Annotated in this window: 13 protein-coding genes; 4 read left to right on the top strand and 9 right to left on the bottom strand. The window is 69.0% G+C overall.

Going from position 1 to position 13,459, the window contains the following annotated elements:
- Positions 1 to 160: 160 nt before the first annotated feature.
- The 3 genes from rlmB to QHF84_RS20390 form a co-directional block, all read right to left on the bottom strand.
- Positions 161 to 886: a 23S rRNA (guanosine(2251)-2'-O)-methyltransferase RlmB gene (gene rlmB / locus QHF84_RS20400; protein WP_281315013.1), complete on the bottom strand. Its 726-nt coding sequence runs from the start codon at positions 884 to 886 to the stop codon at positions 161 to 163.
- The gene (gene pyrF, locus QHF84_RS20395) at positions 883 to 1,605 is read right to left on the bottom strand and encodes an orotidine-5'-phosphate decarboxylase (protein ID WP_281315012.1); all 723 of its coding nucleotides are present in this window, start codon (positions 1,603 to 1,605) and stop codon (positions 883 to 885) included. The genes rlmB and pyrF overlap by 4 nt, the downstream gene beginning before the upstream one ends.
- A gap of 149 nt (positions 1,606 to 1,754) precedes the next feature.
- Positions 1,755 to 2,507, bottom strand: coding sequence for a hypothetical protein (locus QHF84_RS20390; RefSeq protein ID WP_281315011.1), 753 nt, complete (start codon positions 2,505 to 2,507; stop codon positions 1,755 to 1,757).
- A gap of 372 nt (positions 2,508 to 2,879) precedes the next feature.
- Here QHF84_RS20390 and QHF84_RS20385 point away from each other — a divergent pair, with 372 nt between their 5' ends.
- Positions 2,880 to 3,095 carry a biotin/lipoyl-binding carrier protein gene (locus QHF84_RS20385; RefSeq protein ID WP_281315010.1) on the top strand — a complete coding sequence of 72 codons (216 nt, stop codon included), beginning with the start codon at positions 2,880 to 2,882 and terminating at the stop codon, positions 3,093 to 3,095.
- 12 nt (positions 3,096 to 3,107) lie between these two features.
- Here QHF84_RS20385 and QHF84_RS20380 read toward each other — a convergent pair whose 3' ends face one another.
- Positions 3,108 to 4,133 (bottom strand): MlaD family protein, encoded by a 1,026-nt coding sequence (locus QHF84_RS20380; protein ID WP_281315009.1) that lies wholly within the window; start codon positions 4,131 to 4,133, stop codon positions 3,108 to 3,110.
- A 71-nt stretch (positions 4,134 to 4,204) separates the two neighbouring features.
- Here QHF84_RS20380 and QHF84_RS20375 point away from each other — a divergent pair, with 71 nt between their 5' ends.
- Positions 4,205 to 4,945, top strand: coding sequence for an ATP-binding cassette domain-containing protein (locus QHF84_RS20375; RefSeq protein ID WP_281315008.1), 741 nt, complete (start codon positions 4,205 to 4,207; stop codon positions 4,943 to 4,945).
- Here the strand turns inward: QHF84_RS20375 and mutM are convergent.
- From mutM to QHF84_RS20350, 5 genes are read right to left on the bottom strand one after another with little or no spacing between them, the layout of a single operon-like run.
- Positions 4,911 to 5,756, bottom strand: coding sequence for a DNA-formamidopyrimidine glycosylase (gene mutM, locus QHF84_RS20370; protein WP_281315007.1), 846 nt, complete (start codon positions 5,754 to 5,756; stop codon positions 4,911 to 4,913). The genes QHF84_RS20375 and mutM overlap by 35 nt on opposite strands.
- Before the next feature lie 22 nt (positions 5,757 to 5,778).
- The gene (locus QHF84_RS20365) at positions 5,779 to 6,630 is read right to left on the bottom strand and encodes an ABC transporter permease (protein WP_281315006.1); all 852 of its coding nucleotides are present in this window, start codon (positions 6,628 to 6,630) and stop codon (positions 5,779 to 5,781) included.
- A gap of 6 nt (positions 6,631 to 6,636) precedes the next feature.
- Positions 6,637 to 7,455: an ABC transporter permease gene (locus tag QHF84_RS20360; RefSeq protein WP_281315005.1), complete on the bottom strand. Its 819-nt coding sequence runs from the start codon at positions 7,453 to 7,455 to the stop codon at positions 6,637 to 6,639.
- A gap of 39 nt (positions 7,456 to 7,494) precedes the next feature.
- Positions 7,495 to 9,378, bottom strand: coding sequence for a DUF4091 domain-containing protein (locus QHF84_RS20355; protein WP_281315004.1), 1,884 nt, complete (start codon positions 9,376 to 9,378; stop codon positions 7,495 to 7,497).
- Positions 9,375 to 10,619: a glycosyltransferase family 4 protein gene (locus tag QHF84_RS20350; protein ID WP_281315003.1), complete on the bottom strand. Its 1,245-nt coding sequence runs from the start codon at positions 10,617 to 10,619 to the stop codon at positions 9,375 to 9,377. Before QHF84_RS20350 ends, QHF84_RS20355 begins: the two co-directional genes overlap by 4 nt.
- 193 nt (positions 10,620 to 10,812) lie before the next feature.
- On the opposite strand from QHF84_RS20350, the gene QHF84_RS20345 reads away from it, so the two are divergent.
- Together QHF84_RS20345 and QHF84_RS20340 are read left to right on the top strand one after the other, a co-directional pair.
- The gene (locus QHF84_RS20345; protein WP_281315002.1) at positions 10,813 to 11,889 is read left to right on the top strand and encodes a glycosyltransferase family 2 protein; all 1,077 of its coding nucleotides are present in this window, start codon (positions 10,813 to 10,815) and stop codon (positions 11,887 to 11,889) included.
- A gap of 34 nt (positions 11,890 to 11,923) precedes the next feature.
- Entirely contained in the window at positions 11,924 to 13,309 is a 1,386-nt protein-coding gene (locus tag QHF84_RS20340) for a hypothetical protein (protein WP_281315001.1), read from the top strand.
- Positions 13,310 to 13,459: the final 150 nt, after the last annotated feature.

Here is a 13,459-nt window from a genome sequence, read left to right as displayed (position 1 = left end):
TCATCCAGCGGGCCCGTTGGCCAGCCCCTCGCCGGTCTCGACCTGGCCCGTTCGATGAACTGCGCATCGCGCAGTTCATCGACCACGAGTCCAGCGCTTGCGCTGGTCCGGGGTGCAGGGGGCGGACAGCCCCCTGCTGGGGTGCGGGGCAAAGCCCCGCTCAGGCTGGCACCTGCCGCTGACGAAGCACCTCGTACAAGGCGAGCGCGCCTGCGACCGAGGCGTTGAGCGATCCGATCGGCCCTGCCATCGGCAAGCGCGCGATGTGCTGACAGGCGCGGAGCACGGGTTTGCGCGCGCCCTTGTCTTCGGCGCCGATCACGATCGCCACCGGACCGCGTAGATCGACCGCGCCGAGTGTGGTTGGGCCCTGTGCGTCGAGCGCGATCACGGTGACGCCTCGATCTGCGAGGGATCGCAGCGCCTCCGGCAAGGACGAAACGCGACAGAGTGTGGCGTGCTCGATGGCGCCTGCGGAGGCGCGGAACATGGCCGGCGAGAGTGGTGCGGAGCTGTGCTCGGGCCAGACGATCCCTGTGGCCCCGAGTGCGACGGCGCTGCGCACGATCGCCCCGAAGTTCTGGGGATCCATGATTCCGTCGAGCGCGACGATGATGGACGTCGGCTCGACTGCGAGTTGATCCACGCCGCGGATCTTGAGGTCCGGCGCGACGGCGAGCACGCCTTGGTGCCTCCCGCCGCCGGTGCGACGATCGAGCTCGGCGCGGGGGGCGGTCTCGACGCGGATGCCGCGGCCCTCGGCGAAGCGGCCGACGGCCTGGATCTTGGGGCTTCCGCCTTGCTCGACGACGACACGTTCGAGCGCTTCGCCGTGCACGCGCACGGCTTCGCGAACGGGCTGCAGGCCGTAGATGAGTCGGCTCATGCGCGCCTCGCGGCGAGTGCGCCTTCGATCTCGGCCACGACGGAACGTGCAGCGTCGAGCGGGCTTGCTGCGTCGCGGATCGGCCGCCCGACCACGAGCAGATCCGCCCCTGCTGCGATCGCCTGCGCTGGCGTCGTGATCCGTTTTTGATCCCCGGCTGCGCTGCCTGCCGGTCGGATCCCCGGCGTGACGAGCAGCGCGTCGGGCCCGAGCGCGTTTCGTAGCGTCGCTGCCTCCGAAGCGGATGCGACGAACCCTCGTATGCCTGCGTCCCACGCGACCCGCGCGACGCGCTCTGCTTGCTCTGCGGGCGACGTGGACAAACCGAGCGCTGCGAGATCTGCGCCGTCGAGCGACGTCAACACTGTCACTGCGAGGATCGTGAGCGGCGCGCTTGCGCGTGCGGCCTCTGTGGCTGCGCGTTCGAGCATTGCGCGGCCTCCATGTGCGTGCACCGTCAGGTACCGGACCCCGAGCGCCGCTGCGCTTTGCACTGCGCGGCCCACGGTCTCCGGGATGTCGTGCAGCTTCAGATCGAGAAAAACGTCCCGGCCGAGATCGTGGCATGCGGCGATTGCCGCCGGCCCTTCCCGCACGAAGAGCTCGAGCCCCACCTTGAGCACGCCGACGGATGGAGCGACGACACGCGCGCCGGCCCTGGCTTCGTCGAGCGAACCGTAGTCGAGTGGGAAGACGAGCCGCCTCGTCGCGTCGTTCATCGGGGCTTCATCGGGGTCATGAGGGGAGGGGGATTCGCGGCCGGACGAGGTGTCCGGGGCTGTCGCGGGAGCCGTGCGCTTCATGCGTTTGCACCTTGGCGATGCAAACGGCGGCCCGCGCTTGCGATCGCGCGGGCCGATCGCCTTTCTCAGAGGCAGCTGCAGAGCGGATCGCCGGGCGCGCAGTTGCAGGGCTTGGCTGCGCCGCCGCCCGCTGCCGGACGACCACCACCGCCGCCGCCCTTCTTGGCCGCGTCCTGCTTCGCCTTCTCTTCGTCGAGCTGCTTCTGCAGGGCGAGACGCGTCGCCTCGTCCTTCGCGCTCGTCAACTGGCTGAGCAGGCTGTCGATCTTCTGCTGCTGCTCCTTCGCCTGTTGCTCGGCCTTCTTGCGCTCTTCCTCGGCTTGCCGCGCCTGATCGGCGAGGGCCTGGCGCTCCTGCTCGGCCTTCTGGCTCTGGTTGATGATGATGCCGGCCGTGGCGCCGCCGAGCACGACGACTGCCGCGACCACGCCGTAGAGCGTCTTGCGCAGCTTCTTCTTCGACTCGTCGTGCTGCAGCTCGGCGAGCTTCCGCTCGTGCTGCTGCTGCGCGTTCATCGCCTCGAGGCGGGCCTTCTGCTCGGCCTCGACGCGGGCCTTCTCGACCTCGGCCTGACGGATCGCTTCGAGACGCGCGGCCTCTTCGCGGGCCTTGCGCTCTTCCAGCGCCCTGCGCTCTTCCTCGGCCCGGATGCGCGCTTCTTCTTCGTCGCGCTTCCGGCGCTCCTCGTCGAGCCGGGCTCGTTCTGCGGCGGCCGCAGCGGCGGCCTTCGCATCCTCCTCCTGCTTGATACGGTCCTCCTCGAGGTTCATGAGCTCCTTGAGGGAGAACAGGACCGAGCTTTCCTTCTGTTCGGACATGCGTCGTGGCTCCTTCGAAAGCAGCGCGCTCGCCGTTCGCCCCGGGGGAGGACCGCCGTGCTTCGACAGCACGACCGCACCTTTCCGAGGACACCCGCCAATGTGAGAGTACCGCGGCGCCTGTCGGTATCAACTCCTCAAGATGCCTGTCAATTGGGTGGAGTCGATTCTTTTCCCGAGGGCCTGCCGCACCTCGGGATTTCGTCCCGGAAGACGGGTGAACTCCGTGCCCGAGGGCCCCAATCTGCGTTTTCCCGCTTGACGGACGCGCCGTTTCCGGGATCAGCCGCGGCCCCGGGGCGCGGGGCGCACGCGAGGACCCGTCCGTCCTCGCTTCCCATCGAGACGGACCTCCGCTAGCGTCGCCGCCCCATGGCAAAGGTCATCAAGGCGCACATCACGGGCAACGTGTGGAAGATCGAGGTCAAGGTCGGCGACAAGGTCGAGGAAGGGACCACCGTCGCGATCCTCGAGTCGATGAAGATGGAGATGCCCGTCGAAGCCGAGGACGAGGGCACGATCACGAAGGTCCTGACGGAGGAGGGCAAGGCCGTGAAGGAAGGGGAAGCCCTCTTCGAGTTCGAGTGAGGCTTCGCGCGATTACTCGCGCCAGAAGAACTTCCAGGGGTTGTGCTTGAGGTCGCGCACGAGCTCCTGGAGGTCGTCGTAGAGCTGCTCGTCCATCACGAGCGCGCCCACCGTTCCCTTGCCACGCCGCACGCTCGACGCGATCTCCTGCGCGTCCTGGGTGATGCCCTTCGTGGTCTTGGCGATCTCGGCGAGATCGCCGATCGCCTGCCGGATCTTCGCCTGCTCGTTTTCGCCGCCGACGGTCTCGCTCACGCGCTTGACGTTGGCGAGCGTGGCCTTCGCGTCCGCGAGCAGCGGCGGCGCGTCCTGCGCGAGCGCGCCCGTCGTCTTGTCCACGTTCGCGAGGATGCGATCGATCTGCGGGTTCTCGACGTACTTCTGCTTGGCCTCGCGCACGGTGTCCTGTGTGTCCACCGTGATCTGCTCGACGTTCGCCGCGATGCGGTCGAGACGGTCGCCGTTCTTCTCGAAGAAATCGCCGGTGCCCTTCAGCGTGCGCGAGAGGCCGTTCAGCGCGGTGCCGATCTCGTCCTTGTTGCCGGAGAGCGCGTTGACCGTCGTGTCGAGCAGGTCGTACGCCTTCGCGATCAGCATGTCGAGGCGCGGCGGATCGAGGCCTCGCACGATGGCGTTCTCCGCGAGCACGGGTCGATCGCCCGAGCCGGGATCGAGCGCGAGGAACTGCTCACCGAGCACGCTCGACGAGGTCACGTAAAAGACCGCGTTGTCACGCACGCTCTGCTGGTAGCGCTTCTCGAGCTCGACCTTCACACGCACGAGCGGCTCGCGTTTGCCCGCGCCGCCCGGCGCCTCTCCACCCCGGAACTGTATTTCCGTAATTTTTCCTACTTTGACGCCGGCGATCTTTACAGGAGCGCCGCTTTGCAGGCCGCCGGGGTTGTCGAAGTCGACGAAGAGGGCATACGTGGACTGGAAGTTGATGCCGCCCATGACGAGGATGAACACCGCGAGGAGCACGGTGGCCGTCAGGATCAGGATGCCGACCTTGACCTCGATGGATCGCGGGCTCGCCATGCGTCCACTATGCACGATGTCCAGCGGCAAACCCAGACCCGCGTAGCCCCGAGTATGCGGCTCACTGCGTCATGATTTCCTTCCGCCACCTCGCCAAGTCCTTCGGGACGAAGAAGGTCATCGAGGACGTCAGCTTCGACGTTCAAGACGGGGAGGTTTTTTTCATCATCGGTCAATCGGGCGTGGGCAAGAGCGTGCTCATCAAGCACCTCGTGGGCCTGCTTTACCCGGACGCGGGCGAGATCTGGCTCGACGGCGAGGAGATCAGCCGCTTCGACGAGGAGCAGATGTACCCGGTGCGCATGAAGTGCGCGATGGTCTTCCAGCACTCGACGCTGTTCGACTCGATGACCTGCGCGGAGAACGTGGCGCTGCCGCTGCGCAAGCACAAAGGCCTGAAGCCGAAGGAGGCGCTCGCCGAGGCGCGAAAACGGCTCGATCAGGTGCACATGCGCGAGTTCGCCGATCGCTTCCCGCCCGAGCTCGGCGACGGCATGCGCAAGCGCGTGGCCATCGCGCGCGCGCTCACGCTCGATCCGAGGTACGTGCTCTTCGACGAGCCGACGACGAGCCTCGATCCGGTGAGCGCGCGGCGCGTGGACAAACTCATCCGCGAGCTCAGCGACACGCTCGGCGTGACGAGCATCGTCGTGAGCCACGACCTCGTGAGCATCTTCTCGATCGCCGATCGGATCGTGATGCTCTACAAAGGTTTTGTGCGTCTTCTTGGGACTCCGGACGACTTCAAGGCCTCGAACGACGCGATCATCCAGCAGTTCATCCACGGCCGCGCCGAGGGCCCGATCGAGTGAGGCGCTGGCAGCGCGGGCAGAAGGGGCTCGTGCGGCCGGCGATCGTGAGAGCGCGGATCGGCACGCCGCAACGCGGGCAAGGTTCGCCCACGCGACCGTACACGAGGAACGGGTTCGGCGCGTCGGTTCGATCGGAGAGGTAGACGATCTCGTCGTCGCGTTCATGCGCGGTGAGCGTGTGCGTGATCGTCGCGAGGATCCCGTCGGCGAGCGCTTCGAGCTCGGCAGGCGTGAGCGAGTCGGCCGCGCGGGAAGGATGCACGCGGGCGCGGAAGAGGGCCTCGGTCGCCTGGATGTTGCCGAGTCCCGCGAGGACGGTCTGATCGAGCAGGACGTTCTTGATCGGCCGGGAAGCGCCGGCGATCCGCGCGGTGAGGCGAGGCGCGTCGAGGCCGTCGCGCAGCGGATCGGGGCCGAGGGACGAGACGATCGTCGCGAACGCGTCGCGCGGTACGATTTCGAGCCGACCGAGCATCCGCACGTCGACGTAGTCGAGCACGCGGCCGTCCTGCAAAAAGAGGCGCGCGCGGCCGTGGCGGGGAGGTTCGTCGCCCACGCGGCAACGCCACTTGCCCGTCATGCCGAGGTGGCAGGCGAGGCCCGTGCCCGCGTCGAACGAGAGCAGAAGCTGCTTGCCCACGCGCTCGATCCCGCAGAACGAGCGCCCCGCGAGGGCGTCCGCGAACGTGGCCGGCGTGGTTTTTCCTTTCAGAACGGGCGTCGCGTCGGCTTCGGCGCGCTCGATGCGCGCGCCTTCGAGGATCCGGCGGAGCGCGCGCGCCTGGTGCTCGACCTCGGGCAGCTCGGGCATGGTGCGGGGCGTCAGAACGAACCTAGGGACCCAGGAGCACGTAGCCAAGCGCGGAGAGGATCAGATCGAGCACGATCACCGCGAGCGAGGCGTTCACGACAGCGCGCGTGGTCGCCCAGCCGACGCCCTCGCTGCCGCCGTGCGTGGTGAGCCCCGAGTGGCCCGCGACGACCGGGATCGCGGCGCCGTACGCCAGGCACTTCGCCAGGCCCACGACGAGGTCGCCCGTGTCGACGAGGTGCAGGTTGAAGAACGTCCGTGGGTTGACATCGAACATGATGTACGCGGTGAGCATGCCCGTCAGCATCGCGACGCCCGCCGCCCAGATGACGAGGCAGATCGTCATGACGAGGCTCGCGAGGAACCGCGGCTTGATGAGGTAGTCGATCGGGTCGGCCGCGCACATGCGCAGCGCGTCGACCTGCTCGGTGACGACCATCGAGCCGATCTCGGCCGCGATGCCCGCGCCGACGCGCGTGGCGAGCATGAGCGCGCTGATCGTGGCCGCGAGATCCCGGACGAGCAGCTCCAGGTACGAGGCGCCGACCATGCTGAACTCGGGCAGGATGCGCTTCACCTGAAGCCCTCCCTGGAGGACCAGGATCATCCCGATGAAGCCCATCACCACGGTCAAGAAGACGACCGAGCGGTTGCCGATCTCGAACATCTGCCGCACGACCGCGCCGAAGTCCGGCCGGCCGCGGAAGCAGTAGTAGAGCGTCCGGATGAACACGGAGGCGATCTCGAGGCCCATGCCCACGAGCTCTATCGCCTGCGCGCCGACCACGGCCGCGATCGACGTGTCCGGCTCCTCGGCGGCCTGGTCGATGCCACTCGGCGGCGCGGGTTCGTCGTGGGTCTTCGCCGCGCTCACGTGCCCTCAGTCCAGCGTGAAGGAGACGAAGTAGTCGAGGACGAAGATGCCCGCGGCCGAGGCCACGACGGTCGCGTTCACGGCCCGCCCGACGCCCGGCGCGCCGCCCTTCACCCCGAGCCCGTACTGGCAGCTCGACAGCGCGATCACGATGCCGAAGACGATGCTCTTGATGAGTCCACTCGTCACGTCGTTGAGCCCGAGCAGGCCGCTCGTGAGGCCGTTGTAGAACGTCTTCGGCTCGACGCCGAGCAGGCCGAGGCCTCCGTACGCGGCGCCGAACAGCGCGAGCGTGTCGGCGAAGATCGTGGACAGGAAGAGCGTGGTCACCATCGCGACGAAGCGCGGCGCGATGAGGAACGCGATGGGATCGATCGCGAGCACGCGCAGCGCGTCGATCTGCTCGGTGACGACCATGGTGCCGAGCTCGGCGGTGTTGTTCGCGCCGACGCGGCCGTTGATCATGAGCGCGGTGAGCAGCGGCGCGATCTCGCGCAGGATGCCGAAGCCCGCGCCCCAGCCGAGCAGGCCCTGCGCCCCGAGGCGCACGACGAGCGGCGCGGCCTGGATGACCATGATCGCGCCCGTGAAGAGGGCCGTGACGATCACGATCGGGATCGATTTCACGCCCATCCGATAGAGGTTTCGGAGGGTCTCGGCGCGATCGATGCGGAAGGTGACGAGCCTCCGCAGGATCTGGTAGCCGAGCATGCCCATGCCGCCGACGGTGGCCGCGGCGCCGAGAAAACCGCCGCCGATCTCCTCGAGGAGCCCCACGTCGGAAGGCGGAGGCGAGGCCGCGGACGGTGCTTTCTTCGGGGGCATTCGCGAGGGCGAGCTTACCCCAGGCTGCCCGTCCGCGGATCACGAAGCACGGCGTCGCGCGCGTCGAACGAGCCACCCAGCGAGGGATGCGGCGACGAGCGCGAGGGTGGCGAAGGCCACGACGAGGCGCGTTTTGCCGCGAAAGAGAGGCCCTCGCGCGATTTGACGCGCTGCGCGACCCGCGTCGAGGACGGCCGCCGTTTGGCGGGGATCGAGGCGCCCGCCGTCCGGGATGAGCGCGCGGAGAGCTTCGCGCGCGGCCTTGTACGGGGCGGCGTCCGTGGGAAACGGCGTGACTTCATCGAGGTCGACCTCGTCGAGCGCGCGAGGAAGGAGGCGCGTGGTGATCGCATCGGCCTCGGCCGGATGCGCGCTCCGCGCGAGCGCGAGGTAGCCCGCGTCCTGGATGCCGCGGCGCAAGAGCTTCAGCCGCATCGAAGGGAAGACGCCCTCGAAGCCGGCCGAGTGGTGCGCGAAGCGGCCCATCTGTTTGCCCGGGTAGACGAGGACGCCGTCGCCGAGCGCGCTGTCGCCTTCGTCGTTGTGGAAGGTCTCGGCGACGACGAAGGGATCGATCGGGCCGCGGCCGCCGCGGTTCCCGTCGTTCCAGAAGGTCGTCTCCCAGAGGAACCAGCGACCCGTGGGCCGCGTGGCCGCGATCCAGGCATCGGCGAGCAGGCTCGTGGCGGGTGCGTCGAGCATGAGCGGACCCGAGTGCGGGAGCCTTCCGTTGTAGACCCACACGTCGCGGCCTTGATCGCGGGTGCCGAGCGCCGCGTCTTGCTGGAAGGTCTGCGACGGCAAGAGGACGAGGTCGACCTTCTGGTGGCGTGGGTCCTCGGCGCAGGAGTGCGCCACGCGCACGCGCTTCTGCACGGGCGAGCGCGCGAGGAGCGAGCGCCACGTCGGGCCACGCGGGCTCTTGCACTGCTCGTCGATCGCGTAGAGGAAGATGTCCTCGATCGCGTCCGGGATCTTCGGGACGAGCGCCTCGATCGCGCGGAGTTTGTCCGGGTGCGGATCGCCGAGCGTGCCGTAGGCGCCGAGCGTGACCGCAGTCGCAGGGATGCCTTCTCCCGGGCCATCGTAACCGTATTCTTTGGTGTACAAATCACCCGTGAGCGCGGGGCGGAGGCGATCGACGTCGGCTTCGGTGCGGATCGAGCCGAGCGCATCCACGTGGTGCCGGTGGAGGAGCTGGAAGAGCTGTCTCTCCGCGGGTTCGAGTGACCCGATGCGCTGGACGAGGTTTCGTGGCTCGTAGTAGGCGAGGAAGCTCGTGGCGCGGTACGGGAGCTCGGCGCTGGCGACGTCGAGGGCCACAGGCAAACGCGAGAGGGCGCCGCCTGCATGCGTCACGACGATCTCGGTCGGGTAACGGCCGGGCGGCGTGCTCGTGGGGACCTCGACGTCGATCCAGATCGCGCCGCGGGATCGAGGTTGGATCCGCAAAGGGTAGGGGAGCCACGAAGGCGCATGCTCCACGGGGACCAGCGCGTCGGGCACGGCGCCGAGCACGTCCTCGTCGGGAGGACGCGACGAAGGCGTCCAGCCGAGTGATTCGCCCGCGTGCCGATCGTTGCGGGATCGTGCGGTGATCTCGACATACGACTCGATGAAACGATCGACACGGATCGGCGCCCGCGGCGGCGCGATCTCCACGCGGACGGCGTCGAGCGGCGTGTCGCCGGCCTCGACGATCACCTGGATCGCGACCACCTCGCCGCGGAGCGCTGCGAGCTCGATCGGTCGATCAGCTCCGCCGAGCGTTTGCCCTCGCGTGATCACTCGATCGAGATCGGGCCCTTCGCGCCGCACGCGCGCGCCGTCGTCCACCACGACGACGCGGGGCCCTTCGGCTGCCGCCGCGGTCGCGACGAAGAAGAGCGCGAGGGCCGACGCGACGCTCGCCCCGCGCTTCATGCGTGCACCGATCTCGCGCGCTCGAGCGCCGCGAGCAAAGCCTCCGCACTTCGATCCCAGCCGGGCGGCGCTGCTCGCGTGAGCTCGTCCTCGTCCCACGATCGGCTCGTCGCTTGCTCGATCGCCCTCGCAAGCGCAGCCGTGTCGCGCGCAGGCACGAGCAGGCCCGTGCGCTCGTGCGAGACGACGTCGGGGATGCCGCCCACGCGCGTCGCGACGACAGGGCGGCCCGCGGCGAGCGCTTCGAGCACGACGTTGGGCGTGCCCTCGTTCCAGCTCGGGAGCACGAGCGCATCGGAAGCGGCAAGGAAACGCGCGACCTCCTCGGCCGGGCGCGCGCCGGTCACGACCAGCGGCAACCCCGCGTCACGCTTCTCCTCCAGCGTCTTGCGCATCGATCCATCACCGACGAGCGCGACCGTGAACTGCTTCGGCGCGCGTGCTTCGATCGAAGCGAGCGCATCGCAGAGCTCGTGCAGGCCCTTCTCCGGTTCGAGGCGTCCGACGTAGACGAGCACCTTCGAACGCGCATCGAGCCCGAGCGCCGCCCGCGCCTCGCCGCGGCTTCGTGGCTGGAAGAGCGCGCGATCGACGCCGTTCGGGACGAGCGTCACACGATCACGCGGCGCGCCGAGCGCGGCGAGGGCCTCGAGCATCGGACGGCTCACGCCGATCACCACGCCCGCGCGCTGCAGTGTCGCGTGCACGAGGGCGCGCACGGACGGCCAGCGCGCGATCACGTTCACGTCGGTGCCGTGCGCCTTCACGGCGTACGGCAGGCCGAGGGCGCGGGCGAGGTGCCGCGCGGCCCACGCGTCGGGGAAGAGGAACGCGCCGAGCACGACGTCGAAGCGTCGGCGCAGCGCGGCGAGGTGCGGGACGAGGCCCGCGAGGTAGAGCGGCCCGTTCACGGCGGAGAGCCACGGCCCGGCGAGCGGCAGGTACGGCGCGCGCGGGTGCACCACGTGCAGGCCGTCGATCGTGTCCTCCGCGGGCACACGGCAGAGCTTTCCGACCCGGGCGCGATCGCCCATCAGCGAAGCGCCGGGCACCCAGGGCACGACCCCGAGCACCTGGACGTCCGCGAGGCGCGACAATGCGGCGAGCTGCCTGCGCTGGAATGGGCACGCGAGCGGCTCCACCCGATTCGGGAAGATCCGCGTCACGGCGAGGACACGCAGCCGCCCGCCGTCACCAGAGGAAAAATGGGTTGTCCCGAGCAACGCCCCGGAGCATTGCATGCGCATTCGTGTTCGCAACTCGCATATGCGTGAACACGGATTCGCTGGATCCGCCCGCCCGGGGCGCCCTGCAATCGGACTCGGATTTCGCCCGATTGAAAAGGATTCAGGATGTGGGAAGCTGGCCGCGTCGTGGTGTGGCGGCGGGGCTCGGCGGGTCCGAGCTTTTCGGGGGCTTTTCGGGGGGCTTTGGATGGATGATTGGGGACCCGAGTCGGGGCGGGGCGGCGTGATCCTTCGGACGCTCGCCGAACGTCCCTTCTGTTCGATCGTGATTCCTTGTTACAACGAAGAGGAGCACATCGAGCGGGTCGTGCGGGCGGCGGCAGGGCAACGATATCCGGCCGATCGCCTGGAGATTTTCGTCGTCGACGGGCGTTCGCTCGACAGGACGCGCGACATCGTGCGCGCGCTCGCGGCCGAGGATCCCCGCATCATCCTGCTCGACAATCCCCAGCGCCTCCAGGCCGCGGCCATGAACATGGCGATCAAGCGCTCCCGCGGGGACGTGATCGTTCGCATGGACGCCCACGCCGATTACGAGCCCGGATACGTGGCCGCGTCCGTCGCGGCGCTCCGGCGGACGGGGGCGCTCAACGTCGGAGGCGCCATGCGTCCGCGGGCGAAGACCACGTTTCAGAAGGCGCTTTGCGCGGCGCTCGGGAGCCCGCTCGGCGTGGGCGGCTCGGCGTCACGCGACCCGGATCGCGAGGGATACGTCGAGAGCGTGTGGTGCGGCGCGTTCCGCCGCGAGGCCTTCGAGCTCGCGGGCCTCTTCGACCCGGACGCGCGGACGAACGAGGACGCGGAGCTGAACCAGCGGATCTGGGCGCGTGGGGGTCGCATTTATCAATCGCGCGACATCGTGGGGCATTATTATCCGCGCTCGTCGTTTCGCGCCTTGTTTCACCAATATTTCAATTACGGCTCGGGGCGAGCGCGGACGATCCTCCGGCGAGGGTTGCCGCCCTCGATCCGGCCCCTGATCCCGTTCGCGACGCTGGTCACGTTCACCGTGCTCACGGCGCTCGCGGCCTTTTATCCGCCGGCGAGGCCGATCCTCCGCGCGGCCGCCACGGTGTACGCGCTGGCCATTTTCGCGGCGGCGGCGTGGGCTTCGCGGCGCGTCGGCGCGCGCCTGGTATTCCTCGTGGCGGCGATGTTTCCCGTGATGCACCTCGCGCACGGGCTCGGCTTCGCGGTCGGGCTCGGGCGATATGGGACCGAGCCGATGCGGGACGCAGAGCCGGAGCGGCTGACAGCCCGATGAAAGCATCGAGCGGCTCGGAACGAGAAGGAGGCGCATGCTGGGCTTTTTTCCCGCGGGAGGGCTCGCCGTCACCGACGCGACGGCGTCGGTCACGGTCGAGCAAAGCGCGGTCACGGGCATCACGCCCACGGGCGGTTATGGCATCGCGCTGACGAGCGTGGACGGGGCGGCGAGGATCGTCTCGCGCGGGGCGCGCACGGCATTCTTGTTCGATATCTCCGGGCGTTACGGGCGAGCGCTGGCGGCGACGCGGGGCGCATTGTCCCCGCAGGATATTGCAGGCACGGCGGTGACGCGGCTCGATGTCGTGACCTCGCCTCGCACGGCCTTTTCTTTCTCCGCGGACGGGCTCCTCGCCTCGCGGCTCGGGCTCCGCGCCACGAATGATCTGACGGCGCGGGATCCTTTTCTCCAGGGAAGGGTCATTTACACGCTCGGGAGCCGCGTCGGATTCACGGCGACCACGACGCCGCGGTCGTATGCGCGTTTCGAGGCGGGATACACGCAAGCGGGCGCCGTCGCCGCGGATCACCCCGAGGCTGTGGGGCTCGATAGCCACGCGGTGCTCGGGAGCGCCTCGTTCTCGTGGCTCGCCGGGCGTCGATTCCGCCTCGGCCCCATCGTGCGGGCCGGCTACACCCATTTCACGCACGCGCTGCTCGACGTGGACCTCACGCGCGGGCCCGCGGACATCACCACCGTCACGGGCCTCGCCTCCGCGACCTTCGAGGTTTCCCGGCAGATCCGGGGCTCCGCGGCCTTCGGGATGACGGTGGCGAGTCCGCCGACGTTCCTGCAGGACGAGGCCTCGGCCGTGATCGCGCCCGACGCGCGCATCGACGCGCGTTATGCCGGGCGTGGATACGGGGTTATCGGGACGTACGGTTTTTCGTATTCGTCGCTCGGCCCGCGGATCGGGTTCGGGGCGCAGCACGCGGCGGGGCTCGAAATGTGGAGTCGGCCGCGGGGCGGGCGGGAGTTCCGGAGCGTGATCGCCCGCGGAATCCTGCGCTTCCGCCATGGCGAGGCGCCACTCGCGACGCAGCCGCGGCTCGGGTTGCCGACGGGAACGCCGTTGCCCGAGGGAAAGTTCGTGACGACGGCGGTGGCCGCAGGCGGTTCGCTCGGAATCCCGCTCGCGACAGGGCTTCTCGTGACAGGTGGGGTCGATCTCGAGCTCATCAACATGCGCTTCGAGCCCGACCCGACAGGCGCGTCGGCGCCGACGTTCCGGACGATGGTGACGGTGGCGATCTCGGCGATCGGCTCGACGGATCCGATGCGGCGGGTGCCGCGGGATCCGGATCTGCAGGACCAGGACGCGCGGCCGGCGGTGCTCGACGAGGAGGAGGCGCGCGCGGCGGGGGGCCAGGAAACAAAGACGGCCGACGAGGACGAGGACGCGTTCTACGACGAGTGACAGATGTGTAGTGTGGCTTGCGCAACTGGGTGGATCCAGACCTGGATCGACCCAGTTGCGTGAGGCGCCGGGTGCGATCGAGGTGTCGAGTGACCCGGTTGCGTGAGGCGCGAGGTGCGATCGAGGCGTCGAGTGACCCGGTTGCGTGAG

The sequence above is a fragment of the Polyangium sp. y55x31 genome (assembly GCF_029946505.1).
Classification (GTDB): domain Bacteria; phylum Myxococcota_A; class Polyangia; order Polyangiales; family Polyangiaceae; genus Polyangium.
Note: the sequence above shows the minus strand (reverse complement) of the source record. Positions and strands in the feature narration are given on the sequence as shown.